Consider the following 23,403-nt stretch of genomic DNA (forward strand, 5'->3'; position numbering starts at 1 on the left):
ACACTTAACGGAAACCGTATGTTTGACAGAGCCCAAAGCACCATCGCGAACGTCGATCCCGAAATCTTTGCAGCGATCGAGCAGGAAAACCGCCGCCAGGAAGAGCACATCGAGCTGATCGCGTCGGAAAACTACACGAGTCCGGCCGTGATGGCCGCACAGGGCTCGCAGCTCACGAACAAGTACGCGGAAGGGTATCCGGGCAAGCGTTACTACGGCGGCTGTGAATACGTCGACGTGGTCGAGCAGCTGGCGATCGACCGCGTGAAGCAGCTGTTCGGCGCGGAAGCGGCGAACGTGCAGCCGAACTCGGGTTCGCAGGCGAACCAGGGCGTGTTCTTCGCGATGCTCAAGCCGGGCGACACGATCATGGGCATGAGCCTCGCGCACGGCGGCCACCTGACGCACGGCTCGCCGGTGAACATGTCGGGCAAGTGGTTCAACGTCGTGAGCTATGGCCTGAACGAAAACGAAGACATCGACTACGACGCAGCCGAGCAACTGGCGAACGAACACAAGCCGAAGCTGATCGTCGCGGGCGCGTCGGCATTCGCGCTGAAGATCGACTTCGAGCGTCTGGCGAAGATCGCGAAGTCGGTCGGTGCGTACCTGATGGTCGACATGGCGCACTACGCGGGGCTGATCGCGGCGGGCGTGTACCCGAACCCGGTGCCGCACGCGGACTTCGTGACGACGACGACGCACAAGAGCCTGCGCGGCCCGCGCGGCGGCGTGATCCTGATGAAGTCGGAATACGAGAAGCAGATCAACTCGGCGATCTTCCCGGGCATCCAGGGCGGCCCGCTGATGCACGTGATCGCGGCGAAGGCGGTGGCGTTCAAGGAAGCGCTGTCGCCGGAGTTCAAGGCCTACCAGGAGAAGGTGGTCGAGAACGCACGCGTGCTGGCTGAGACGCTGGTCAAGCGCGGGCTGCGGATCGTGTCGGGCCGTACGGAAAGCCACGTGATGCTGGTGGACCTGCGCGCGAAGAAGATCACGGGCAAGGCGGCGGAAGCGGCGTTGGGCGCGGCACACATCACGGTGAACAAGAACGCGATCCCGAACGATCCGGAAAAGCCGTTCGTGACGAGCGGGATCCGTCTGGGTTCGCCGGCGATGACGACGCGCGGCTTCGGCCCGGCGGAAGCGGAGACGGTCGGCAACCTGATCGCCGACGTGCTCGAGAACCCGGAAGACGCAGCGACGATCGAGCGCGTGCGCGCGCAAGTAGCCGAGCTGACCAAGCGTTTCCCGGTTTATCGCTGATCCAGCATGCGCTGCCCGTTCTGCCGGCACGAGGACACGCAGGTCGTCGACTCGCGTGTGTCCGAAGATGGCGCCGCGATTCGACGGCGCCGTCGTTGCTCGGCTTGCGACAAGCGCTTCACGACGTACGAGCGGGTCGAGCTGAACCTGCCGGCCGTCGTGAAGAAGGACGGCAGCCGCACGGAATTCGACCGTCGCAAGATCGTCGCCAGCATGCAACTCGCGCTGCGCAAGCGGCCGGTTGCGGCTGACGCGATCGACGCGGCGGTTGCCCGCATCGAATATCAACTGCTCGCGACCGGCGAGCGTGAAGTGCGTAGCGAGAAGCTTGGCGAACTCGTGATGAACGAGTTGCGCGGCCTCGATACGATCGCCTATGTCCGTTTCGCATCGGTTTACCGCCGGTTCGAGGATGTTTCCGAATTTGCCGACGTGATCGAAGAGTTCCGTCGCGCGTCCCCCTCCAAACCTCCGCGTAAGCGCTGACGCGCTGCGTCCGTTCATCGTCTTCTCCGTGGGTTCAGTTCGCGCCGATTGTGTCGGCCGCGATCGCATGTCGCCAGTCGGCCGTTCGGCTAATGGCGCGTGTCTGCTTGCGTCGCTACAGTCGTCGCATCACGTTGACGGAGGGCGATGGCGATGGGACTGCACCGACAGGGCGTTGAACAATGCGTGCGACGCTGCGGCGGCTTTACGCTCGTCGAGCTGATGGTCGCGATCGCGCTCGCAGCCGCGATCGGGCTATACGCAACACCTGCATTCGATCAGTGGCACATGCGTGAACGTGTGGATGCACGCACGCGTGCGTTGCTCGGCGCGCTGTCGTTCGCGCGCACCGAAGCAACACGTCTCGGCGTGCGCGTCACGCTGTGCAGGGCCGGGCGCGACGGCGGTTGCGTGCGTTCAGGCGAGCGGTGCGACCTGGCGGGATGGTCGTGCGGATGGATAGTCAGCGGGCAGTTCGACGGACGGTCGCGCGTGCTGCGGCGCTATCCGCGCGATGCCGACATCGCTGTCGCGGGAGCGGCGCACGATCTGGCATTTGCTCCGCCGGCGGGTCAGGTGCTTGGCGGGATCAGACGTTTCGAGTTGCGTCCGCAGCGCACGCTGTCCGGTGACGACACACGCGTGTCGCGCTGCGTCCGGATAGCGGCAGGCGGCCGGGCGCGCGTCGTCACCGGTCGTTGCGAAGCGGCATGAAGCGCGCGCGCAAATCGATGCACGGCACGTCGCTGCTCGAAGCGGTGCTGGCTGTCGCGCTACTTGCAACCGTGATGCTGGCCGTGGCCGGCAGCCAGCTTGCGATGACGCGCGCGCAGTGGGCGACGATCTGGCGTGAACGCGCGCTGTGGCTGGCCGATGCTCGCATTGAGCGCCGGCACGCAGTGGCAGGCGCCGACGACGGCATCGCGGCGCTCGCGTCTGCATCGTTGCCCGGCGGCACGACGGCGCTCGACGATGGGCCGGCGGGTGTCCGCTACGTGACGGTCGGCTGGCGTGACGTTCACGCCCACGCGCTGACATCGGCGCGCTGCGAAAGTGCGCGGGCAACGGTCGGGCCACCGTCGTGCGTGCGGATTCCGTTTCGGGAGGCCGAGGTCAATGCCGATGAACGGTGAACGCCGTAGCCGCGCGCATACGCTGCTCGAAGTGCTGATCGCGATGACGGTCGGTCTGCTGGTGCTTGCCGCTGCCGGTGCGCTGTATCACGCCCAGCGCGTCGCGCAGCGGCGAGCGGAAGACGGGTTCCGGATGCGCGATGCGGCCGCGACCGCACTGATGCTGATCGGCGAGCAGATCCAGATGGCCGGGTTTCGTCCGCTCGATGTCGAAGGGCCGCCATCGTTACCGCCCGTGTTCGGCTGTTCCGCGGGGCGCGTGCGAGGCAACGGAGCGAAGGTGCGCTGCGAAGCCATGCGCGCAGCGTCGGATGCATTGCTGGTTCGGTATGTCGGCGATGCCGTGTCGACGTGGCCGACGGCTGGGGCACAGGTGTCGGATTGTCTCGGGCAGGGTGTTGGCGCGCCTGGTGAGCGGCCGCTCGTGGAAAATCGTTTCGACGCGCATGTCAGCCCGTCGACGGGTGAGCCCGAGTTGTACTGCGAGGGAAGCGGGCGCCCGGGTACGCCGCAACCCGTCGTGTCCGGCATCGATCAACTGCGCGTGCGTTACCTGCGTCGCGAAGCCGTGCAGTTCGTCGACGCGGGGGCGATGGGCAGCGGTGACTGGCGCGATGTCGTTGCCATGCATGTATGCGTGCGTGCGCGTGGCGAACCGACGCACGGGCCCGCGCGTCATGTCGATTGCGACGGCCGCACGGCCGTTTCGTCGGACGGTCGCGCGCATCTGGTGCTGCATCGAATCGTCGCGTTGCGCAATGCCGCGGTCGCATCCACCGATCCCGTGGGTGATGCGGCGCAGGATCATGAGGTGTTGCGATGATCGACGCGAACCGATTCGTCGACCAGCTCGCAATGCGAATCGCGGCTGGTTTCGAAAGGCAGCGCGCCGTGGCGTTCCGCGACATGCGGCACGCGGTGAGGTCCCCATGCTGAGCGGAACAACATCACGCACACGCTTTCCGTCCACCAGCCGCCACTGGCGTCGCGACGCAGGCCTTGCACTGCCTGCCGTGATCGCGGTTGGCGCGGCGGTCGCCGCGCTGACCGGCACATGGTTCGAATCCGCATTGACGGAATCGCGCCGCACACGTGCATTGTCGGACCGGCTGATTGCATTTCACGCGGCCGATGCGGCGGTCGCAGCCTGCACGGCGCGATTGCTTCGAGGCGGGGCGCCGTACATCGACGAGCTCGCGTCATCCGCCGAGCCGGACGCGTGGCGGCGTGTGACCGCGCTGGGTGTCGCCGAAGCATTCGCGCCGTTCGCATCCTGGCCGATGGCGGCCCAGCCGCCGCGTTGCCTGATCGAAGCCTGGCGAGGTGTCGGCCCTCGAGGGAGTCGTGCTTACCTCGTCACCGCGCGTGGTGTCGGTGGCCACGCGTCAAGCGTGGTCTGGCTGCAGAGCCAGGTCGCGGTGCGACACGGACGCATCGTTGCACAGCGCTGGCGTCGCGTCGCGGCGGTTCATCGATGAAACGGCCTCCATTGCTGCGCCGATCGGTGGCGTTCACGTTGCTCGAACTGATGATCGTGCTCGCGATCGTCGCCGCGCTGGCCGGGTGGGCTATCCCGTCGTATCGCGAGCACGTCGCGCGTGTGCATCGCGCATCCGCGGTCGCTGCGCTCTACCGCGCGGCTCAGTATCTCGAAACGCTCGACGGCGCGCCGCCACGGACGCTGCCAGACGCATATTCGCAGGCGCCCCCGGACGGGCAGGCGGTCTACGACATCGCGCTGCGGCGAGCAGCCGGCGACGATGCACCGGTGGCCTACGAACTCATTGCACGCCCGCTCGATGCAGGCCCGATGCGCGACGACGCATGCGGTGCTTTCACGCTGCGCGCGGACGGGACGAAAGGCAATGCAGGATCTAACGATGCTGACGCCGACGCACGGGAGCGGACATGCTGGGGCGTGCGTTGATCACGCGATCACGCACGGAAAACGCGCAACGGCGCCGGGCCCATGCGCGCCTGTCGTTGCGTGTCAGTCGTCGTTCGTGGCAGGGTTGCGCTCGTCGCGCGACTGTTTCCAGATCCGGTAGATCTCCCATGCAGCGAAGCCGACGGAGCCCCATTTCAGCGCGGGGCCAGCGCTCGCGCGTATCAGCGAGCGTATGGGTTTCGCCAGCACGAGCGACGCGAGCGAACTCAACATCGGGTACTGGTTGACGAGTTGGCCGAGGCTCGCGTTCAAGTTCTTGGCGGACTGGCTGAAGCCGGTGCCCGACAGGCCGGGGACGAATACCTTGAGCCAACTGAAGCGCGTGACGGCGTGGCGCATTTCGGCGGCGGCTTCGGCAAGCTCGAGCCGTTCGACCTCGGATCGCAGGATCAGCAATTCCTTGCGGAGTGCGCGATGCTGCGACGCGCTCCAGTTCGATCGCGACGAATGGGGGCGGGTTGAATGGCCCGTGACGTTCTGGCTCATGGCGCGTCGGCGAAGTAGGTGAGGGAGGGGAACGCGACTGCGTTCACGGCTTGCCGCGGAAAATTTCGCGATCTTTATCGAGCTCGGCGAGCGTCGCCTCGAACACGGTCGGCGCGTCGCGCAGACCCGAACGCGCTTTCAATGCACATCCGATGCCCGCGATCGCGTACAGCGCGGTGATGGCCGCGAGCGACTGCCAGCGATAGGTGTCCCAGAACGCGATCGTGACGAGCACGGTCAGGCTGATGAGCGCCATCGTCGCGAGCATCATGGCCGCGAGCCCGAGGAACAGCACGCCCATCAGGCGTTCCTTCTCCTCGGCGAGTTCGATGCCGACCAGTTCGAGGCGCGTTTGCAGGAGGCCGATCGCGGAGCCGACGAGGCGGCGCAGCGGTCCCTGGCCGGACGGCTGCGGGTGGGTGTCTGTCGTCATGGATGAGGCGCTTGTGCGCGCAATGAGCGGCTAGGGCAAAGCCGGCCGGGAGCGGACCGCCGGCTGGCTTCGGCACCCATACGCCGCACCGGGCGGCACATGGGGCGGAACGGCGTTGAGCGCGTTACTTGCGGTTGATCAGCAGACCGATCAGCACGCCGACGCCGGCAGCGACGCCGATCGACGTCCACGGATGCTCGTGCACGTAGTCGTCGGTCGCGCGCGCGGCCTTCTTGCCTTTCTCGACCACCACGACCTGGACGTCGGTTGCCTTTTCCTTGGCCTGTTTCAGGCGCGACATGGCTTTCTCGCGCAGCTCGGCCGCACGGTCGCCCGTGCTGCTCGCTGCCTGCTTGAGCAGATCCTCGGCGTCCGCGAGAACGGTTTTGATATCCGACATCAGCTTCTCCTTGTTGATTTCCGACATTGCAACTCCCTTCATGCTGTCATGCTGCAGGTTCACATCGTAGCGAAACCCTTGCCTGCTGGCGAGCCGGGAAGACACGCGGCGGCGGTGCAAGACCACATGGTAAACGACTCGTAAGCATTGACAGAGCGGCAAATGCTGCGAAAAGTTTCCCTTGTGGCCGTCCGTCGTGTCCCGATACCGGGTAAAAATGACAAAAAAGTATGAATATCAAACAGAATAATCGTTCGCGTCGCCCATTGCTTCCCGTAAGCTGATGGACTGTCCCGCGCCGTCCAGGGCGCGGTTTCAACCAGCATCGTTCGAGGAGGGAACATCATGAGTCTGCGTCTTGGTGACATCGCACCGGATTTCGAGCAGGAATCGAGCCTGGGCCCCATCAAGTTTCACGAGTGGCTGGGCGACAGCTGGGGCGTCCTGTTCTCGCACCCGGCCGACTACACGCCGGTGTGCACGACTGAACTCGGGCTGACCTCGAAGCTGAAGGGCGAATTCGAGAAACGCAACGTGAAGGTGATCGCGCTGTCGGTCGACGGCGTCGAATCGCACAAGGGCTGGATCAACGACATCAACGAAACGCAGTCGACCGTCGTCGGTTTCCCGATCATCGCCGACGCGGACCGCAAGGTGTCGCAGCTGTACGACATGATCCACCCGAACGCGAACGAAACGCTGACGGTGCGCTCGCTGTTCGTGATCGACCCGAACAAGAAGGTGCGGCTCACCATCACCTATCCGGCCAGCACCGGCCGCAACTTCGACGAAGTGCTGCGCGTGATCGACTCGCTGCAGCTGACCGACAACTACAAGGTCGCGACGCCCGGCAACTGGAAGGACGGCGACGACGTCGTGATCGTGCCGTCGCTGCAGGATCCGGAAGAGCTGAAGAAGCGTTTCCCGAAGGGTTTCAACGCGGTGCGTCCGTACCTGCGCCTCACGCCGCAGCCGAACAAGTAAGCAGCGGCGGGTGAACGCGGTACCGGGCCGGCGGCCCGAAGCGCGGATCCGATGAAAAACGGCCCGTCCGGCAGTCATGCCGGGCGGGCCGTATCTTTTTGCGCGTACGCCGCGGCACTGCCGCGTACGACGCCGCATCCGGACGATCAGAAGAACGCCTGGATGCCCGTCTGCGCACGGCCGAGGATCAGCGCGTGGATGTCGTGCGTGCCTTCGTACGTGTTGACCACTTCGAGGTTGACGAGATGGCGCGCGACGCCGAATTCGTCCGAGATGCCGTTGCCGCCGAGCATGTCGCGCGCGAGCCTCGCGATGTCGAGCGCCTTGCCGCACGAGTTGCGCTTCATGATCGACGTGATCTCGACGGCCGCCGTGCCTTCGTCCTTCATCCGGCCGAGACGCAGCACGCCTTGCAGGCCGAGCGTGATTTCGGTCTGCATGTCGGCGAGCTTCTTCTGGATCAGCTGGTTCGCGGCGAGCGGCCGGCCGAACTGCTTGCGGTCGAGCACATACTGCCGCGCGGTGTGCCAGCACGACTCGGCCGCGCCGAGCGCGCCCCAGGCAATGCCGTAGCGCGCCGAGTTCAGGCACGTGAACGGGCCGCGCAGGCCGCTCACGTTCGGCATCAGGTTCTCTTCGGGCACGAACACTTCGTCGAGGACGATCTCGCCGGTGATCGACGCGCGCAGCCCGACCTTACCGTGGATCGCCGGCGCCGACAGGCCCTTCCAGCCCTTCTCGAGGATGAAGCCGCGGATCGCGTCCTTGCCGTTTTCTTCCAGTTTCGCCCACACGACGAACACGTCGGCGATCGGCGAGTTGGTGATCCACATCTTCGCGCCGGACAGCGAATAACCGCCGGCCACCTTCGTCGCGCGCGTGACCATGCTGCCCGGGTCGGAGCCATGGTTCGGCTCGGTCAGGCCGAAGCAGCCGATCCATTCGCCGCTCGCGAGCTTCGGCAAGTATTTCTGCTTCTGCGCGTCCGAGCCGAATTCGTGGATCGGCACCATCACGAGCGACGACTGAACGGACATCATCGAGCGGTAGCCGGAGTCGACGCGCTCGACTTCGCGCGCGATCAGCCCGTAACTCACGTAATTGAGGCCGGGGCCGCCGTACTCTTCCGGAATCGTCGGGCCGAGCAGGCCGATCTCACCCATCTCGCGGAAGATCTCGGCGTCGGTGCGTTCATGGCGGAACGCCTCGGTGACGCGCGGCGCGAGCTTGTCCCGCGCATACGCGTGCGCGGCATCGCGCACCATCCGCTCTTCTTCGGTCAGTTGCTGGTCGAGCAACAGCGGATCGTCCCAATGAAAAGTTGCAGCGCTCATCGTGTCATCTCCTGTTGGCCAGGGTGGGCGCTTCAGCGCTTGCCCTGATCCCATGCTTTGCGGTCGGTCCCGGGTTGGCGCTTCGCGGCCTGCCCCGATATCTAACGTTCGCTTGACTATAGTTCCGCTGTGCGGAACAATGTTTTGCAAAACGAACCCAGTGTAGCATCACATGACGCTTTCAACCATCGACGAAACCACGATCGACGAGCGCAAGTTCGTCGTTGCGCTCGCGCGCGGGCTCGACCTGCTGCGCGCATTCCGGCCCGGCGAGACGATGCTCGGCAATCGCGACTTCGCGGAGCGCACCGGGCTGCCCAAGGCGACGGTGAACCGGCTCGCCTATACGCTGACCGTGCTCGGCTACCTGCGCTATGACGAGACGCTCGGAAAGTATGCGCTCGACGCCGGCGTGCTGTCGCTCGGCTACGCGCTGCTGTCCGGCTCGGGGACGCTCGATCTCGCCCGGCCGCACATGCAGGCGCTTGCGCGCGAGATCGGCGCGGCCGTGTCGCTCGGTTGCCGCGACGGGCTCGACATGATCTATCTGGAGACGATCCGCAGCGAAACCGCGCTGACGCTCGGGCTTGCGCCCGGCTCGCGGCTGTCGATGCTGACGAGCTCGATGGGGCGCGCGTACCTGGCCGTGCAGCCGGAGGACGTGCGCCGCGCGCTCTATGCGGATCTGCACCGGGCCGCCGGCGGCGCGGCCGACGCGGATGCGCTCGTCGCGGCCGCGCGGGACGCGGTGGCCGAGTTCTCCGCGGGCGGATGCTGCTATTCGTTCCGCGCGTGGCACATGGACGTGAACGCGGCGGCCGTGCCGTTTCGCGAACCGCGCGAGGGGCGCTGGCTGATCCTGAGCTGCAGCGGGCCTGCGTCGTCGATGGACGAGGACGTATTCCGCACGCAGGTCGGGCCGAAGCTGAAGGCGCTCGCGCAGCGGCTCGGGCAGACGGTCTGAAACGGTCGCCGCAGGCGGCGCGTCGCCGGGCCGACCGGGCACCGGAGGGGGCGCCGCAGCCGGTTGCACCGCGCGCGAACCGCGCTCATCATCGTCCACCGGTTCCTCGACGATGACGAGGTTCGCGATGTCCCACCCGGAAACCATGGAAGGCGGTTGCGCATGCGGGGCGATCCGCTACCGGATCGCCGGCATTCCGGCCGACGCAGGCTTTTGCCATTGCCGGCTCTGTCAGCGCACGACGGGGGCGGCGGTCGTCGCGTCGGCATCGGTGCCGCTCGACGCATTCGAATACCTGCGGGGTGAGCCGACGGTCTATGCGTCGAGCGCATGGGGCGAGCGGCGCTTTTGCGGCCGCTGCGGCGCGCAGTTGGAGTACCGCCTGACCGATGCGCCGACGACCGTGGAAATCAACTATGCAACGCTCGACGAGCCGGCGCGGCTGCGTCCCGCGTGGCACGTCTGGTACGGGGATCGCCTCCCGGGCATCGAGATCGACGACGATCTGCCGAAATTCGACGACGGCGGAACGGCATAGGCTGCGGCCGTCGACGTGCCGGCGTCGAATCCGCGCGCAAGTGCGTTCTACCTTTCACGCATGAACGGAAGAGGAACCGGCCGGTTTCGGGCGACGATGCACGCCGCTCCCGATTCCCGAAGCAATCCTGACATCGGATTCCGCCATCCGGCGTGCCGCGCCCCGCGCGGGCCGGGCACCCGCCCGCTCAGGCCGGGACGACCTTCGCGAACACCGGCCCCTGCATGAACCGCACGTCGTGCTGGCGCAGCAGCTCGCACTGCGTCTCGTCGACGACGCCGTCGAAAATCAGCGGAATCCGCACGCGCTGCGCATACGCGACCAGCGCCTTCACCATCCCGTCGCGCAGCGCGATGCCCGCATCCATCTTGATGTAGTCGGGCCGCGCCATCTCCGATTCGACCGCGAGGATCCGGCCCGGGTCGGGCAGCTTGTCCGCGACCTTGAAGCCGTGATGCTGGTAGCTGCGCGTCAGGTAGCCGAGGAAGGTCTTGTGCGCGACCGCGACCGCCGGCAGCTCGATCACGATTCGCTCGGTCGGCAGCCCGAAGCGCTGCAGCACCGACGAAAAATGCTTGCCGTGGTCGTACTTCACGCTCTTGAGCAGCCGTTCGTGTACGCGCAGGAACAGCAGCCCGTGTCGTTGCGCGCCGAAGAAGTTGATCGCGTGCAGCGCGCGCGACAGCCGGTCGATCGCGACGAGCGTCTGGTCGTCGACGGCGGAGTCGACCGGGTCGTGCGGCGTGCCCGTGACCAGCGTGACGGCCTGGAAGCCGAGTTCGTCGCCGTAGCGCTCGATCGCGTCAGCAAACGACGTCGACTGCGGCGCGCCGGGCATCGTCACGTCGTAGATCGGTTCATAGGCGCTCGCGAGCGTGCGCTCCGGCAGGGTGGCGCACGCGGTGCCGCCCTCGGCGAGCGCGAGGTGTTCCCGCAGATACGGCAATTGCCCGGCACGGACGATCAGCTCGGGAATGTTGGGCGGAATCATCGGCGTAGGAAGGAAAAATGGCGGCCGAAAGGGCCGCCTCGTGCCTTGATATTAGCAGCGCGCGCCCGGCTCGGCTTGGCGTTTCGCTCATATGGTTATCCCGTCCTCGAGCCAATGGCTAGGGTTTACGTTGATTTCACTATTCGTAATTGGTTTTACTATTCGTAAATCCAAAGATTTGTCGCCGATCAAGAAAAGCGGCGTTCGGGCGCCCGGAGCGGCGCCGTTTCCCGAATCGAATCAACAGGAAGCAAGGAGCGAGACGTGGCGGTTGACAGCAAGTGGGCGAGGCAGGGCGGGCCGCGGCAGCGGCGGGCAACGGGCATGAGCGGGACGACGCGGCGCGCGTCGGCGCGCGGACGGCAGGGCTGAGGAGCGGATGGCGACCATGAGCATCGATTACCAGACGCTGAAGTTCGACTACCGGCCGCGCGCGACGCGCGGCGCCGGCGATGACGCCGCCATCCACCCGGTGGTGGTGGTCGGTGCGGGCCCGGTAGGCCTGTCGGCCGCGATCGACCTCGCGCAGCAGGGGGTGCCGGTCGTGCTGCTCGACGACGACGACACGCTGTCGACGGGCTCGCGCGCGATCTGCTTCGCGAAGCGCACGCTCGAGATCTTCGATCGGCTCGGCTGCGGCGAGCGTTTCGTCGACAAGGGCGTGAGCTGGCATGTCGGCAAGGTGTTCCTGCAGGACGAACAGCTGTATGCGTTCGACCTGCTGCCGGAGGAAGGCCATGCGCGTCCCGCATTCATCAACCTGCAGCAGTACTACGTCGAAGGCTATCTGGCCGAGCGCGCGTTCGCGCTGCCGAACATCGACATCCGCTGGAAGCACAAGGTGACGGGTGTCGCGCAATCGGCGGAACACGCCACGCTCACCGTCGAGACGCCGGAAGGCATCGAGACGCTGCGCGCGCAGTACGTGATCGCGGCCGACGGCTCGCGCAGCCCGATGCGCGCGGCAATGGGCCTCGAGAGCCGCGGCCGCACATTCAAGGACCGCTTCCTGATCGCCGACGTGAAGATGAAGGCGGAATTCCCGACCGAGCGCTGGTTCTGGTTCGATCCGCCGTTCCACCGCAACCAGTCGGTGCTGCTGCACCGCCAGCCCGACAACGTCTGGCGCATCGACTTCCAGCTCGGCTGGGACGCCGATCCGGTCGCCGAGAAGCAGCCGGAGCGCGTGATCCCGCGCGTGCGCGCGCTGCTCGGGCCGGACGCCGAGTTCGAGCTGGAATGGGTGAGCGTCTATACGTTCCGCTGCCAGCGGATGGATACGTTCCGGCACGGCCGCGTGCTGTTCGCGGGCGATTCCGCGCACGGCGTGTCGCCGTTCGGCGCGCGCGGCGCGAACAGCGGCGTGCAGGACGCGGACAACCTCGCGTGGAAACTGAAGCTCGTGCTCGACGGCCGCGCGGACGACCGCCTGCTCGACACCTATGCGAGCGAGCGCGAGTTCGCGGCTGACGAGAACATCCGCAACTCGACGCGCTCGACCGACTTCATCACGCCGAAGAGCGCGGTGTCGCGCGTGTTCCGCGACGCGACGCTGAAGCTCGCGCGTGACTGCGAGTTCGCGCGCAAGCTCGTGAACAGCGGCCGCCTGTCCGTGCCGGCCGTGCTGGCCGATTCGCCGCTGAATACGCCGGACCGCAACGGTGACGCGTTCGCGTGCGCGATGCGGCCGGGCGCGGCGGCGGCCGATGCGCCGGTGCGCGCGCACGGCGCGTCGGGCTGGCTGCTGCGGCACCTGGGCGACGGCTTCGCGGGCATGCTGTTCGGCCTGCCGGGCGACGCCACCGCGCTCGCGCAGGCACTCGACGGCCTGGCGCTGCCGGTGCGGCCGGTGCTGGTCGTGCCGGCCGGGCACGCGCGACCGGTGGCTGGCGTCGACGTCGTGGAGGACGTCGACGGTTTCGCCGCGCAACGCTACGACGCGAAGCCCGGCACGTTCTACCTGCTGCGCCCCGACCAGCACGTCTGCGCGCGGATGCGCTCGCTCGAGCGCCAGGCGATCGCCGACGCGCTGGCGCGCGCGACCTGCGCGCGCGGAACACCGCATTGAACACGACAACGATACCGGAGACACCCGTCATGCCCCGACTCGATACCCGCCCGCGCCTGGCCGATCCGGACGCGTTCTACGAAGCGTTGATCGACATGCATCGCGATCTGTCCGACGCCGACAGCCAGCTCGTCAACGCGAAGCTGATCCTGCTGCTCGCGAACCAGATCGGCGATGCCGACGTGCTGCGCGAAGCGATGGCGCTCGCGTGCCAGGGCGTGACACCGCCCGTGCATCCGGCCGCCGAGGTGGCGCAATGAGCGCGGCGCCGGCCGACGCGCGCGTGCTCGAAGTCGAGCGCGTGATCGACGAGACCCATCGCCCCGGCTTTCACTGGATGCTGCTCGCGTTGTGCGGGCTGTGTCTCGTGATCGATGGCTTCGATGCGCAGGCGATGGGCTACGTCGCGCCGAGCGTGATCGCCGAATGGGGCGTGCCGAAGCAGGCGCTCGGCCCGGTGTTCAGCGCGAGCCTGTTCGGGATGCTGCTCGGCGCGCTCGGGCTGTCGGTGCTGGCCGACCGGATCGGGCGGCGCCCGGTGCTGATCGGCTCGACGCTGTTCTTCGCGGTGACGATGCTCGCGACGCCGTTCGCAAGCTCGATTCCCGTGCTGATGGCGCTGCGCTTCGTCACGGGCCTCGGCCTCGGCTGCATCATGCCGAACGCGATGGCGCTGGTCGGCGAATTCAGCCCGGCCGCGCATCGCGTGAAGCGGATGATGATCGTGTCGTGCGGCTTCACGCTCGGCGCCGCGATCGGCGGCTTCATCAGCGCCGCGTTGATTCCGGCGCTCGGCTGGCGCTCGGTGTTCTTCGTCGGCGGCGCGGTGCCGCTCGTGCTCACGCTCGCGATGCTCGCGCGGCTGCCCGAGTCGCTGCAGTTCCTGGTGCTGAAAGGGCGCGACGCGCAGGCCCGCGCCTGGCTCGCGCGCTTCGCGCCGCAGGCCGGCATCGACGCGAGCACGCGCCTCGTCGTGCGCGAGCGCGCGGCGAGCGGCGCGCCGGTCGCCGAGCTGTTCCGCCATGGCCGCCTGCCGGTCACGCTGCTGCTGTGGGCCATCAGCTTCATGAACCTGATCGACCTGTACTTCCTGTCGAACTGGCTGCCGACCGTGATGCGCGACGCGGGTTATTCGCCGGGCACGGCGGTGATCGTCGGCACGGTGCTGCAGACGGGCGGCGTGATCGGCACGCTGTCGCTCGGCTGGTTCATCGAACGCTACGGCTTCGTGCGCGTGCTGTTCGCGTGCTTCGCATGCGCGGCCGTCTCGGTCGGACTGATCGGCTCGGCAGCGCATGCGCTGCCGTGGCTGCTGATTGTCGTGTTCGCGGGCGGATTCTGCGTGGTCGGCGGGCAGCCAGCCGTGAATGCGCTCGCGGGCCAGTATTACCCGACGTCGCTGCGCTCGACCGGCATCGGCTGGAGCCTCGGCATCGGCCGGATCGGCTCGGTGCTCGGGCCGCTCGTCGGCGGACAACTGATTGCGCTCAACTGGACCAACGGCGCGCTGTTCCACGCAGCCGCGGTGCCCGTGCTGTGCTCGGCGCTGTTCGTGCTGGGACTGGCCGGCGTAACGCGGCGCAGCGGTGCGCAGGCGCCGAATGCCGCCATGAATTGATGGAGAAAGGAAACGATGACGCTTGACCTGTCGAAACCGGCGAACGCCGGCTACCTGAGCGGTTTCGCGAACGAATTCGCGACCGAGGCACTGCCCGGCGCGCTGCCGCATGGCCGCAACTCGCCGCAGCGCGCGCCGTACGGGCTGTATGCGGAGCAACTGTCGGGCACCGCGTTTACCGCGCCACGCAGCCACAACCGCCGCTCGTGGCTGTACCGGATCCGGCCCGCGGCCGTGCACCGGCCGTTCGAGCCGTTCACGGGCACGCAGCGGCTCGTGTCGGAATTCGGCGACTCGGCCGACGTGCCGCCGACGCCGCCGAACCAGCTGCGCTGGGATCCGCTGCCGATGCCGGCCGAACCGACCGATTTCGTCGAAGGGCTCGTGACGATGGCCGGCAACGGCTCGGCGGCCGCGATGAACGGCTGCGCGATCCACCTGTACGCCGCGAACCGCTCGATGCAGGACCGCTTCTTCTACAGCGCCGATGGCGAACTGCTGATCGTGCCGCAGCAGGGGCGGCTCTTCATCGCGACCGAGTTCGGCCAGCTCGACGTCGAGCCGTTCGAGATCGCGGTGATTCCGCGCGGCGTGCGGTTTTCCGTCGCGCTGCCGGACGGCGATGCGCGCGGTTACATCTGCGAGAACTTCGGCGCGCTGCTGCGCCTGCCGGACCTCGGCCCCATCGGCTCGAACGGGCTCGCGAACCCGCGCGATTTCCTCACGCCGCAGGCCGCGTACGAGGATCGCGAGGGCGCATTCGAGCTGGTCGCGAAGCTGAACGGGCGCCTGTGGCGCGCGGATATCGGACATTCGCCGTTCGACGTCGTTGCGTGGCACGGCAACTACGCGCCGTACAAATACGACCTGCGGCTGTTCAACACGATCGGCTCGATCAGCTTCGACCATCCCGATCCGTCGATCTTCCTCGTGCTGCAGTCGCCGAGCGACACGCCCGGCGTCGACTCGATCGACTTCGTGATCTTCCCGCCGCGCTGGCTCGCGGCCGAGGATACGTTCCGCCCGCCCTGGTTCCACCGCAACGTCGCGAGCGAGTTTATGGGGCTCGTGCACGGCGCGTACGACGCGAAGGCCGAAGGTTTCGTGCCGGGTGGCGCGAGCCTGCACAACTGCATGTCGGGCCACGGGCCGGATGCGGACACGTTCGAGAAGGCATCGGCGAGCGACACGACGAAGCCGCACAAGGTCGACGCGACGATGGCGTTCATGTTCGAAACCCGCACGCTGATCCGGCCGACGCGCTACGCGCTCGACACCGCGCAACTGCAGGCCGACTACTTCGAATGCTGGCAAGGCATCAAGAAACACTTCAATCCGGAGCAACGATGAGCGATACCCAAGACTGGCGCGCGACGCTCGACCCGGCCCGCAAGAGCTGGGTCGAGACGGCGAACGATCCCGCCTGCGATTTCCCGATCCAGAACCTGCCGTTCGGGATCTTCAGCGATGCGAAGCAACCGGTGCGCCGCGCGGGCGTCGCGCTCGGCGACCAGATCATCGACCTCGCGGCGCTCGCGCGTGCGGGCCTCGTGACGCTGCCCGCCGGTGCCGAGGCGTTCGCCGCACCGACGCTCAACGCATTCATCGCGCTCGGCCGCGACGCATGGCGTAGCGTGCGCGTGCAACTGTCGGACCTGTTCTCGCGCGAGAACGCGCGGCTGCGTGACGATGCGGCGCTGCGCGCGCAGGTGCTCGTCGCGCAGCGCGACGCGACGCTGCACCTGCCGGTCGACATTCCCGGCTACACCGATTTCTATTCGTCGAAGGAGCATGCGACCAACGTCGGTTCGATGTTCCGTGATCCGAAGAATGCGCTGTTGCCGAACTGGTCGGAGATGCCGATCGGCTACAACGGCCGAGCGTCGTCGGTGGTCGTAAGCGGCACGCCGGTGCGGCGCCCGAACGGCCAATTGAAGCTGCCCGACCAGGAGCGTCCGGTGTTCGGCGCATGCCGCAAGCTCGACATCGAACTGGAAACGGGCTTCATCGTCGGGCGCGGCAACGCGCTCGGCGAGCCGATCGCGTGTGAGGGCGCGGAAGCGCATATCTTCGGGATGGTGCTGCTGAACGACTGGAGCGCGCGCGATATCCAGCAGTGGGAATACGTGCCGCTCGGCCCGTTCAACGCGAAGACCTTCGCGACGACGATCTCGCCGTGGATCGTCACGCTCGACGCGCTCGAACCGTTTCGCGTCGAGCAGCCCGAACAGTCGCCGCAGCCGCTCGCGTATCTGCGGCACGCGGGCAAGCATGCGTTCGACATCGCGCTCGAAGTGACGCTGCGCGCGGAGGGTGCCGCCGAAGCGACGTCGATCTGCCGCACCAACTTCAAGCACATGTACTGGACGATGGCGCAGCAGCTCGCGCATCACACGGTCGCGGGCTGCAACACGCGCGTCGGCGACCTGATGGGATCGGGCACGATCAGCGGGCCGACGAAGGATTCGTTCGGCAGCCTGCTCGAGCTGACGTGGAACGGCAAGGGGCCGCTCGCGCTGAACGGCGGCGGCAGCCGCGCGTTCATCGAGGACGGCGACGAGCTCACGCTCGCCGGATGGTGCCAGGGCGACGGCTATCGCGTCGGCTTCGGCACGTGTGTCGGCAAGATCTTGCCGGCGTTGAAGGCGTAACGCGCAACGTAGCGATCATGAGCACGACGGCCCGCATTGCGCGGGCCGTCGTCGTTTTTGCAGTGTGACCGGCGTGTCCGTGGCCCGGCGGCGCGTGTTCGTGCCGTCGTCGTCCGGGCGGCGCGCTGCGGCGTGCGCGCCAATGTCAGACCGCGCGCTGCAACGCGGCGCGTCGTTCCCACAGCGCGGCCGCGACGAACGCGGCGACGCAGACGACCAGCACGCCGATCAGCGCGTTGCTGCCCAGTTGCTCCATCAACGCGCCGGCAACCAGCGGGCCGCCGAAGCTCGCGGCGCTCCACGATGCCGACACGAGCGAACTCGCGGTGACGAGCGCCGCGCCGCGGAAGCGTTCGCCGCATGCGACCAGCGACAGCGTGTAGATGCTGCCGGCCGCCGCGCCGAGCACGAACAGCAGCGGCCAGCACAGCCACGGATCGGCGATCACGAGCGGCAGCAGCGGCAGGCCGGCGAGCACGATCCAGCCGGCGCCGAGGTGCACGCGTTCGCGGCCGAGCTTGTCCGCGAGCCAGCCGATCGGGAACTGCATCGCCGTATCGCCGAACAGCATGATCGATGCGAGCAGCACGGCGGTCGCGCTCGCTACGCCGTGATCCATCGCATAGAGCGGCAGCAGCGACAGCGCGAGCGTATCGAACAGCGCGAAGAAGCCGGTGCCGATGATCAGCGCGGGCATGCGCGGCAGCACGGCGAGCCAGCTGTCGTGCGCTGCGTGATGCGCGTCGTCGCCGGCGCGCGGCGCGCGGCGGATCGTCGCGAGCGTCGGCAGTGCGAGCAGGAACAGTGCGCCGCACAGCGCGAAGCGGATGCTCGTCGCGCCGGCGATCTGGCTGACGAGCACGGGGCCCGCCATCTGGAACAGCGTGAAATTCGTCGCGTAGATCGCGACCACGCGGCCGCGCGTCGAATCGTCGGCGAGCTGGTTGACCCACGCCTCGCCGATCGTGAACAGCAGCATCAGCGCCGCGCCGCACAGCACGCGCAGCACGCCCCATACGATCAGGTTCGACGTGAACTGCATCAGCGCGGTGGCTGCAGCAAGCAGTACGACCGACACGACGATCGCGCGGCGCGAGCCGATGTGTCGCGCGAGCGCGGTGACGAACGGGACGATCGCGAGGCCCCCCAGGGCCTGCGCGGCCGTTAACATGCCGACGACGTTGGTGCCGTGTCCGGCCTCGGTCAGCGCGAGCGCAGTGAGCGGCAGTGTGGCGCCGGTGCCGAGACCGACGACCGCGACGCTCAGGATCAGCGCAAGGAAATCACGGTTGAGAATGGCTTTCATCGGGCGCGATGCTACACCGCGGACCCTGAAAGGTCCATGAAGGCCATCAGGTTCGCGTGGAGTTGTGCGCGCAACGATTGCAGCAGGGTTGCGTTACACGTACTCGGTCGGCACGGCCACCGGCCGGCGTTCGAGCGACGCTGACCACAGCGTGAGCGCCAGTGCCGCGACAGCCATCGCGACGCCGACCCACGGCAGGTTCACGAGCGACACGCCGGAGCCGATCGCCATGCCGCCGAGCCAGGCGCCCGTCGCGTTGCCGAGGTTGAACGCGCCCTGGTTCAGCGTCGACGCGAGGTTCGGCGCGTCGCTCGCGCGATCGACGATCAGGATCTGCAGCGGCGGCACGATCGCGAACGCGAGGATGCCCCACACGAAGATCGTCGCGAGCGCCGCGAACGGCAAATGCATCGTGCCCGCGAACAGTGCGAGGACGATGCCGATCAGCGCGAGCGTCGCGATCAGCGACGGCATCCGGCGCCAGTCGGCGAGCTTGCCGCCGAGCGTGCCGCCGACCGTCAGGCCGAGGCCGAACAGCAGCAATACGTAGGTGACTTGACGCGGCGAGAAGCCCGTCACGTCCTCGAGGATCGGCGTGATGTACGTGAACACGCTGAACAGGCTCGCGGACGCAAGCACGCTGATGCCGAGCACCATCAGCACCTGCGGGTGCTTCAGCACGCTGAATTCCCGCGTGATGCTGGTGTCGGGCATCGCGAGGTTCTTCGGCAGGCAGACCGCGAGCGCGGCGGCCGCGGCGATGCCGATGCCGGTGACGGCCCAGAACGTCGCGCGCCAGCCGAACGCCTGGCCGAGCGCGGTGCCGAGCGGCACGCCGAGCACGTTCGCGAGCGTGAGGCCGGTGAACATCAGCGCGATCGCCTGCGCGCGCCGGTTCGGCGCGACCAGGTTGCTCGCGACCACCGAGCCGATCCCGAAGAACGCGCCATGGCAGAACGCGGTGACGACGCGCGCGGCCATCAGCACCGCGTAGCCGGGCGCGATCGCGCAGAACAGGTTGCCCGCGATGAACAGCCCGATCAGGCCCATCAACGCGCGCTTGCGCGGCATCTTCGCGGTGACGATCGCGAGGATCGGCGCGCCGATCGTCACGCCGAGCGCGTAGCCCGACACGAGCATGCCGGCGGCCGGGATCGACACGCCGAGGTCGCGGGCGACGTTGGGCAGCAGCCCCATGATCACGAACTCGGTGGTACCGATTCCAAATGCGGCAACGGCAAGGGCGAAGAGAGGTAACGGCATCGCGGTGGGCTACGGAAAGGCCGCGGCCCGAGGTCGGCGCGGGATGCGCGGGTCGGGCGGGGCGGAGAGACATCAGCCGCGATTCTACTTCAGTGAAAACCCCTATGCTCGGGGCCAAAACGGATGTTGCCGGCGTGCGACGCGGTAACGGCCGGGGTGCTTCACAGTGTGGGATTGGGCGGGTCCAGCGGCGGCGCGCGGCGAAATTCGGGTCGGAGCGACGCCGGGTGGAGCGGCGCCTTGCGCGCGCTGTGGGTTCGGTCAGCGTTCGGGCAGGGCGCCGGCTGGTGCCGAGTCTGAGCGGTCGTCCGGTTCGGCAACTGCGGGCGACGGCGATGGCGACGATCCGGCTGTCGCGCCGGCGTTTGCCGTGCAGTCGGCGGCCTGCATCACCGGTGCGTCCCAGCCGTTTTCGAACAGGCATGCCTCGATCGGCATCCGCGCGGCCCAGCGCTCCTCCTCGAGCATCGGCTTCGCGTAGAACGCATCGACATGCCCGACGCACAGCACGGCGATCGGCTTCGCGCCGGCCGGCATGCCGAGCAGCGTGCGCAGCGCGTCGACGTCGAACAGCGACACCCAGCCCATCCCGAGCCCTTCCGCGCGCGCGGCGAGCCACATGTTCTGAATCGCGCAGGCGGCGGACGCGAGGTCCATCTCCGGCAGCGTGCGGCGGCCGAACACGTGGCGCTCGCGATCGTCGGTCAGCGCGACGACCAGCAGCTCGCCGCATTCGCGCACCCCTTCGACCTTCAGCCGCATGAATTCGTCCTGCCGCTCGCCGAGTGCGTCGGCGGTCGCGCGGCGCTCGGCCTCGACCAGCGCGTGGATCGCGGTGCGCAGCGCGGGATCGGTGATGCGGATGAAGCGCCATGGCTGCATGAAGCCGACGCTCGGCGCGTGGTGCGCGGCGCGCAGCAGCCGCGCGAGCGTGGCCGGATCGACGGGCGCCGGCGTGAAGTGGCGCATGTCGCGCCGTTCGAAGATCGCGCGGTAGACCGCGGCAATGGCGGAGTCGTCGAAACGCATGAGCGGCAGAAGCAAGGGGGAAGTCGGCGCAACGATAGCAGACGCCGGACGGGCGGCGTTACATCAGTCAAAACAAAATGATGAATCGTTGACGGATCACGTGCGCCGAGCGCCGAGGATCAGCGCCCCGTCGTGACGACGTTGGTCGGTGTGCCGGCGTGCCACGCCTCGATGTTCAGCAGCGTCGTGTGCGCGATCTCGGCGAGCGCCTCGCGCGTGAAGAACGCCTGGTGCGACGTGACGATCACGTTCGGGAACGTCAGCAGGCGCGCGAGGACGTCGTCCTGCAGCGGCAGGTCGGAGTGATCCTCGAAGAACAGACCGCTCTCCTCCTCGTACACGTCGAGCCCGAGATGGCCGAGCTGGCCGCTCTTGAGCGCGTCGACCAGCGCCTGCGCGTCGACGAGGCCGCCGCGGCCGGTATTGATCAGCATCGCGCCGTGCTTCATCCGCGCGAGCGTCTGCGCGTTGATCAGATGGTGCGTCGACGGCAGCAGGGGGCAGTGCAGGCTGACGATGTCCGAATGGTGCAGCAACTCGTCGAGTTCGACGTAGCGCGCGCCGAACGCGATCAATTCGTCGTCGTACGGCGGCATCGAGTGCGCGAGCACGTGCATCCCGAAGCCCATCATGATCTTCGCGAACACACTGCCGATCAGGCCGGTGCCAACCACGCCGACGGTCTTGCCGTGCAGGTCGAAGCCGAGCAGGCCGTTCAGCGAGAAGTCGCCTTCGCGCGTGCGTGCGACCGCGCGCGGCAGCCGGCGGTTGAGTGCAAGGATCAATGCGACCGCGTGTTCGGCAACCGCATGCGGCGAATACGCCGGCACGCGCACGACGGCGATGCCGAGCCGCTCCGCGGCCGCCAGGTCGACGTGGTTGAAACCCGCCGAGCGCAGCGCGATCAGGCGCGTGCCGCCGTCAGCGAGCCGTTGGAGCACGGCCGCGTCGACGGTGTCGTTGACGAACGGACAGACGACCTCGAAGCCGTGCGCGAGGATCGCGGTCTCCGCGTCGAGGTGCGACGGCTGGAAGTGCAGCCGATAGCCGAATTGCCGGTTGGCGGCGGTAAACGATTCGTCGTCGTACTGCCGGCTGCTGAACAGGATCACGCGCACGCTGCACCTCCGATGGCTGTCGCGTGCAGTTTACTGCAGGCCCGTCTGCCGGCCGGTGGCGATGTCGGTGCGATCGGGCGTGCGCAGGAAGCCGTAGCCGGTCCGCTCGCGGGCCGCCTGTGCGCCGAAATGCTCGAGCGCGTGCTCGACGAAGCTTCGCGTGCGGGCCGGCACGTACTGGCGGTTCGGGTAGACGAGGGACAGCTGCGTGTCCGTGTCGTCGATCCGGTAGGCGGGCAGTAGCCGCACGAGCGTGCCGGTGGCGAGCGCGTCGACGATGCTCGCCTCGGGCAGCACCGCGATGCCGGACCCGGCGACGGCCGCCAACTGCACGAGCGCCAGCTGGTTGACCGTGCAGGTCGGGCGCACCGTGATCGAATGCGTGACGCCGTCGTGGCCGACCAGCCGCCACGCGGGCGCATGCTGGTGCGGCGCGAGCGCGACCCAGTCGTGGCCCGGCAGGTCGTCGGGTGCGCGCGGCTCGCCGCGCCGTTCGAGATACGCGGGCGCCGCGCAGGCGACGAACGGGTTCGGTGCGAGTGCGTGGCCGATCAGGGTCGGGTTGCCGTCGAGCAGGTTGCCCGTCGCGATGCCGACGTCGTAGCCGGATTCGAGCACGTCGAGCGGCCCTTCGGCGACGGTAAGCTGCACGCGCAGTTCGGGGTAGCGGTGCCGGAAACTGCTGACGAGCGGGGTGAGCGCAAGCGGCGACAGCAGGCCGGACGCGACCACGCGCAACGTGCCGGCCGGCTCGCGCACGGCGTGCGCGACGGACGCCTCGAGATGATCGAATTCCTCGAGCAGCGCACGGCAGCCGTCGAGGTAGCGCAGGCCGGCCTCGGTCAGCGACAGGTTGCGCGTGGTGCGGTGGATCAACCGCGTGTTCAGGTGAGACTCGAGCATCGCGATCGAGCGCGTGACGAGCGCATTGGATACGCCTAGATGGTGCGCCGCGCGCCGGAAGCTCTGCTGTTCGGCGACGCAGACGAACACACGCATGGTCTGAATCTGGTTCATGGCTCGCGAATTTCTGGCCCGGTTGATTGATTTTGGTTGTGATTTTTCGTTGCGCGACCTGGAAAAACGTCGCGTGACACCAGGTTCTGGCCCATATCGAAAAATCGGATTTCGATTCTGCAGACGATTGTTCATTACAGAACCGATATCCGTCAACCTGAGAAAAAGGGCGGGTTGCGTAAAATCGAAATAGCGGGTATCGATTTAGCGGGGAAGTGTCGTGTGTATGTGCGGGGGATAGCCGGAAGTGTATTGAGTGAAACTGCCGACGGTTCGAATATTTGTCATGTAAATCAATGCATTGTGCGTGATCGTGTGTGGCGGGGTGCGGTAATGGGTGAAATCGCTCACCAATTGATGCCGCGATAAT

25 protein-coding genes are annotated in these 23,403 nt (G+C 67.4%); 15 read left to right on the forward strand and 10 right to left on the reverse strand.

Translation table 11 applies throughout. From position 1 onward, the window contains the following. Nucleotides 1–18: 18 nt before the first annotated feature. From glyA to ACT2FV_RS20700, 7 genes are all read left to right on the forward strand, one after another. A complete protein-coding gene (gene glyA, locus ACT2FV_RS20670) occupies nt 19–1,266 on the forward strand; it encodes a serine hydroxymethyltransferase (RefSeq protein ID WP_108064727.1) in 1,248 nt (415 codons plus the stop codon). 6 nt (nt 1,267–1,272) lie between these two features. After that, nucleotides 1,273–1,752, forward strand: coding sequence for a transcriptional regulator NrdR (gene nrdR, locus ACT2FV_RS20675; RefSeq protein WP_006760615.1), 480 nt, complete (start codon nt 1,273–1,275; stop codon nt 1,750–1,752). Between the two features lie 153 nt (nt 1,753–1,905). Then, complete coding sequence (locus tag ACT2FV_RS20680; RefSeq protein ID WP_444504695.1) at nt 1,906–2,466, forward strand: GspH/FimT family pseudopilin; 561 nt, start codon at nt 1,906–1,908, stop codon at nt 2,464–2,466. Then, nucleotides 2,463–2,885, forward strand: a complete 423-nt coding sequence (locus tag ACT2FV_RS20685; protein ID WP_059604443.1) for a type IV pilus modification PilV family protein — start codon at nt 2,463–2,465, stop codon at nt 2,883–2,885. Before ACT2FV_RS20680 ends, ACT2FV_RS20685 begins: the two co-directional genes overlap by 4 nt. After that, nucleotides 2,869–3,708: a PilW family protein gene (locus tag ACT2FV_RS20690; protein ID WP_082728990.1), complete on the forward strand. Its 840-nt coding sequence runs from the start codon at nt 2,869–2,871 to the stop codon at nt 3,706–3,708. Before ACT2FV_RS20685 ends, ACT2FV_RS20690 begins: the two co-directional genes overlap by 17 nt. Nucleotides 3,709–3,814: 106 nt before the next feature. Next, nucleotides 3,815–4,363: a pilus assembly PilX family protein gene (locus ACT2FV_RS20695; RefSeq protein WP_082728991.1), complete on the forward strand. Its 549-nt coding sequence runs from the start codon at nt 3,815–3,817 to the stop codon at nt 4,361–4,363. After that, nucleotides 4,360–4,812, forward strand: a complete 453-nt coding sequence (locus ACT2FV_RS20700; protein ID WP_059604447.1) for a type IV pilin protein — start codon at nt 4,360–4,362, stop codon at nt 4,810–4,812. Before ACT2FV_RS20695 ends, ACT2FV_RS20700 begins: the two co-directional genes overlap by 4 nt. A gap of 63 nt (nt 4,813–4,875) precedes the next feature. On the opposite strand, the gene ACT2FV_RS20705 is transcribed toward ACT2FV_RS20700, so the two are convergent. The 3 genes from ACT2FV_RS20705 to ACT2FV_RS20715 all read right to left on the reverse strand — a co-directional run bounded on the left by ACT2FV_RS20705 (nt 4,876) and on the right by ACT2FV_RS20715 (nt 6,179). Then, nucleotides 4,876–5,319, reverse strand: coding sequence for a DUF3318 domain-containing protein (locus ACT2FV_RS20705; RefSeq protein ID WP_059604450.1), 444 nt, complete (start codon nt 5,317–5,319; stop codon nt 4,876–4,878). Between the two features lie 43 nt (nt 5,320–5,362). Next, a complete protein-coding gene (locus tag ACT2FV_RS20710) occupies nt 5,363–5,752 on the reverse strand; it encodes a phage holin family protein (protein WP_059604455.1) in 390 nt (129 codons plus the stop codon). A gap of 124 nt (nt 5,753–5,876) precedes the next feature. Further along, nucleotides 5,877–6,179, reverse strand: a complete 303-nt coding sequence (locus ACT2FV_RS20715) for a DUF883 family protein (protein ID WP_006754606.1) — start codon at nt 6,177–6,179, stop codon at nt 5,877–5,879. Nucleotides 6,180–6,497: 318 nt separating this feature from the next. On the opposite strand from ACT2FV_RS20715, the gene ACT2FV_RS20720 reads away from it, so the two are divergent. Next, nucleotides 6,498–7,136, forward strand: a complete 639-nt coding sequence (locus ACT2FV_RS20720; RefSeq protein ID WP_034182833.1) for a peroxiredoxin — start codon at nt 6,498–6,500, stop codon at nt 7,134–7,136. A gap of 146 nt (nt 7,137–7,282) precedes the next feature. Here the strand turns inward: ACT2FV_RS20720 and ACT2FV_RS20725 are convergent, their stop codons facing one another. Beyond that, entirely contained in the window at nt 7,283–8,470 is a 1,188-nt protein-coding gene (locus ACT2FV_RS20725; protein ID WP_444504696.1) for an acyl-CoA dehydrogenase, read from the reverse strand. A gap of 172 nt (nt 8,471–8,642) precedes the next feature. Between ACT2FV_RS20725 and ACT2FV_RS20730 the strand changes: the two genes are divergently transcribed. Further along, the gene (locus ACT2FV_RS20730) at nt 8,643–9,434 is read left to right on the forward strand and encodes an IclR family transcriptional regulator (RefSeq protein ID WP_059604464.1); all 792 of its coding nucleotides are present in this window, start codon (nt 8,643–8,645) and stop codon (nt 9,432–9,434) included. A gap of 127 nt (nt 9,435–9,561) precedes the next feature. Further along, on the forward strand, nt 9,562–9,972 hold the full coding sequence (locus ACT2FV_RS20735) for a GFA family protein (protein ID WP_444504697.1): 411 nt from the start codon (nt 9,562–9,564) through the stop codon (nt 9,970–9,972). 187 nt (nt 9,973–10,159) lie between these two features. Here ACT2FV_RS20735 and ACT2FV_RS20740 read toward each other — a convergent pair whose 3' ends face one another. Then, nucleotides 10,160–10,963: an EAL domain-containing protein gene (locus ACT2FV_RS20740; protein WP_059604468.1), complete on the reverse strand. Its 804-nt coding sequence runs from the start codon at nt 10,961–10,963 to the stop codon at nt 10,160–10,162. Nucleotides 10,964–11,342: 379 nt separating this feature from the next. Here ACT2FV_RS20740 and ACT2FV_RS20745 point away from each other — a divergent pair, with 379 nt between their 5' ends. From ACT2FV_RS20745 to fahA, 5 genes are read left to right on the forward strand one after another with little or no spacing between them, the layout of a single operon-like run. Then, entirely contained in the window at nt 11,343–13,031 is a 1,689-nt protein-coding gene (locus ACT2FV_RS20745) for an FAD-dependent oxidoreductase (RefSeq protein WP_444504698.1), read from the forward strand. 29 nt (nt 13,032–13,060) lie between these two features. After that, nucleotides 13,061–13,291, forward strand: coding sequence for a DUF2783 domain-containing protein (locus ACT2FV_RS20750; RefSeq protein ID WP_444504699.1), 231 nt, complete (start codon nt 13,061–13,063; stop codon nt 13,289–13,291). Further along, nucleotides 13,288–14,649: an MFS transporter gene (locus tag ACT2FV_RS20755; protein WP_444504700.1), complete on the forward strand. Its 1,362-nt coding sequence runs from the start codon at nt 13,288–13,290 to the stop codon at nt 14,647–14,649. Before ACT2FV_RS20750 ends, ACT2FV_RS20755 begins: the two co-directional genes overlap by 4 nt. Before the next feature lie 15 nt (nt 14,650–14,664). Next, nucleotides 14,665–15,999, forward strand: coding sequence for a homogentisate 1,2-dioxygenase (gene hmgA / locus ACT2FV_RS20760; RefSeq protein ID WP_059604477.1), 1,335 nt, complete (start codon nt 14,665–14,667; stop codon nt 15,997–15,999). Next, on the forward strand, nt 15,996–17,300 hold the full coding sequence (gene fahA, locus ACT2FV_RS20765; RefSeq protein ID WP_444504701.1) for a fumarylacetoacetase: 1,305 nt from the start codon (nt 15,996–15,998) through the stop codon (nt 17,298–17,300). Before hmgA ends, fahA begins: the two co-directional genes overlap by 4 nt. Nucleotides 17,301–17,445: 145 nt before the next feature. Here fahA and ACT2FV_RS20770 read toward each other — a convergent pair whose 3' ends face one another. The 5 genes from ACT2FV_RS20770 to ACT2FV_RS20790 form a co-directional block, all read right to left on the reverse strand. Then, nucleotides 17,446–18,606, reverse strand: a complete 1,161-nt coding sequence (locus ACT2FV_RS20770; RefSeq protein WP_444504702.1) for an MFS transporter — start codon at nt 18,604–18,606, stop codon at nt 17,446–17,448. 93 nt (nt 18,607–18,699) lie between these two features. Continuing rightward, nucleotides 18,700–19,869, reverse strand: coding sequence for an MFS transporter (locus ACT2FV_RS20775; RefSeq protein WP_059604486.1), 1,170 nt, complete (start codon nt 19,867–19,869; stop codon nt 18,700–18,702). 261 nt (nt 19,870–20,130) lie between these two features. Beyond that, a complete protein-coding gene (gene bluB / locus ACT2FV_RS20780) occupies nt 20,131–20,898 on the reverse strand; it encodes a 5,6-dimethylbenzimidazole synthase (protein WP_059604489.1) in 768 nt (255 codons plus the stop codon). Between the two features lie 119 nt (nt 20,899–21,017). Beyond that, nucleotides 21,018–22,016: a 2-hydroxyacid dehydrogenase gene (locus ACT2FV_RS20785; protein ID WP_124903120.1), complete on the reverse strand. Its 999-nt coding sequence runs from the start codon at nt 22,014–22,016 to the stop codon at nt 21,018–21,020. 30 nt (nt 22,017–22,046) lie between these two features. Then, nucleotides 22,047–23,033 (reverse strand): LysR family transcriptional regulator, encoded by a 987-nt coding sequence (locus ACT2FV_RS20790; RefSeq protein WP_151050390.1) that lies wholly within the window; start codon nt 23,031–23,033, stop codon nt 22,047–22,049. Nucleotides 23,034–23,403 lie beyond the last annotated feature (370 nt).

The sequence above is a fragment of the Burkholderia sp. PR2 genome (genome assembly GCF_052372875.1).
Classification (GTDB): domain Bacteria; phylum Pseudomonadota; class Gammaproteobacteria; order Burkholderiales; family Burkholderiaceae; genus Burkholderia; species Burkholderia diffusa.

Coding starts and splice junctions, on each gene's coding strand:
- nrdR (WP_006760615.1), top strand. CDS start 1,273: ATGCGCTGCCCGTTCTGCCGGCACGAGGACACGCAGGTCGTCGACTCG.
- hmgA (WP_059604477.1), top strand. CDS start 14,665: ATGACGCTTGACCTGTCGAAACCGGCGAACGCCGGCTACCTGAGCGGT.
- ACT2FV_RS20685 (WP_059604443.1), top strand. CDS start 2,463: ATGAAGCGCGCGCGCAAATCGATGCACGGCACGTCGCTGCTCGAAGCG.
- ACT2FV_RS20745 (WP_444504698.1), top strand. CDS start 11,343: ATGGCGACCATGAGCATCGATTACCAGACGCTGAAGTTCGACTACCGG.
- ACT2FV_RS20730 (WP_059604464.1), top strand. CDS start 8,643: ATGACGCTTTCAACCATCGACGAAACCACGATCGACGAGCGCAAGTTC.
- ACT2FV_RS20750 (WP_444504699.1), top strand. CDS start 13,061: ATGCCCCGACTCGATACCCGCCCGCGCCTGGCCGATCCGGACGCGTTC.
- bluB (WP_059604489.1), bottom strand. CDS start 20,898: ATGCGTTTCGACGACTCCGCCATTGCCGCGGTCTACCGCGCGATCTTC.
- ACT2FV_RS20775 (WP_059604486.1), bottom strand. CDS start 19,869: ATGCCGTTACCTCTCTTCGCCCTTGCCGTTGCCGCATTTGGAATCGGT.
- ACT2FV_RS20755 (WP_444504700.1), top strand. CDS start 13,288: ATGAGCGCGGCGCCGGCCGACGCGCGCGTGCTCGAAGTCGAGCGCGTG.
- ACT2FV_RS20695 (WP_082728991.1), top strand. CDS start 3,815: ATGCTGAGCGGAACAACATCACGCACACGCTTTCCGTCCACCAGCCGC.
- ACT2FV_RS20715 (WP_006754606.1), bottom strand. CDS start 6,179: ATGTCGGAAATCAACAAGGAGAAGCTGATGTCGGATATCAAAACCGTT.
- ACT2FV_RS20690 (WP_082728990.1), top strand. CDS start 2,869: ATGCCGATGAACGGTGAACGCCGTAGCCGCGCGCATACGCTGCTCGAA.
- ACT2FV_RS20710 (WP_059604455.1), bottom strand. CDS start 5,752: ATGACGACAGACACCCACCCGCAGCCGTCCGGCCAGGGACCGCTGCGC.
- ACT2FV_RS20725 (WP_444504696.1), bottom strand. CDS start 8,470: ATGAGCGCTGCAACTTTTCATTGGGACGATCCGCTGTTGCTCGACCAG.
- ACT2FV_RS20720 (WP_034182833.1), top strand. CDS start 6,498: ATGAGTCTGCGTCTTGGTGACATCGCACCGGATTTCGAGCAGGAATCG.
- ACT2FV_RS20735 (WP_444504697.1), top strand. CDS start 9,562: ATGTCCCACCCGGAAACCATGGAAGGCGGTTGCGCATGCGGGGCGATC.
- ACT2FV_RS20705 (WP_059604450.1), bottom strand. CDS start 5,319: ATGAGCCAGAACGTCACGGGCCATTCAACCCGCCCCCATTCGTCGCGA.
- ACT2FV_RS20790 (WP_151050390.1), bottom strand. CDS start 23,033: ATGAACCAGATTCAGACCATGCGTGTGTTCGTCTGCGTCGCCGAACAG.
- glyA (WP_108064727.1), top strand. CDS start 19: ATGTTTGACAGAGCCCAAAGCACCATCGCGAACGTCGATCCCGAAATC.
- ACT2FV_RS20700 (WP_059604447.1), top strand. CDS start 4,360: ATGAAACGGCCTCCATTGCTGCGCCGATCGGTGGCGTTCACGTTGCTC.
- ACT2FV_RS20740 (WP_059604468.1), bottom strand. CDS start 10,963: ATGATTCCGCCCAACATTCCCGAGCTGATCGTCCGTGCCGGGCAATTG.
- ACT2FV_RS20680 (WP_444504695.1), top strand. CDS start 1,906: ATGGGACTGCACCGACAGGGCGTTGAACAATGCGTGCGACGCTGCGGC.
- ACT2FV_RS20770 (WP_444504702.1), bottom strand. CDS start 18,606: ATGAAAGCCATTCTCAACCGTGATTTCCTTGCGCTGATCCTGAGCGTC.
- fahA (WP_444504701.1), top strand. CDS start 15,996: ATGAGCGATACCCAAGACTGGCGCGCGACGCTCGACCCGGCCCGCAAG.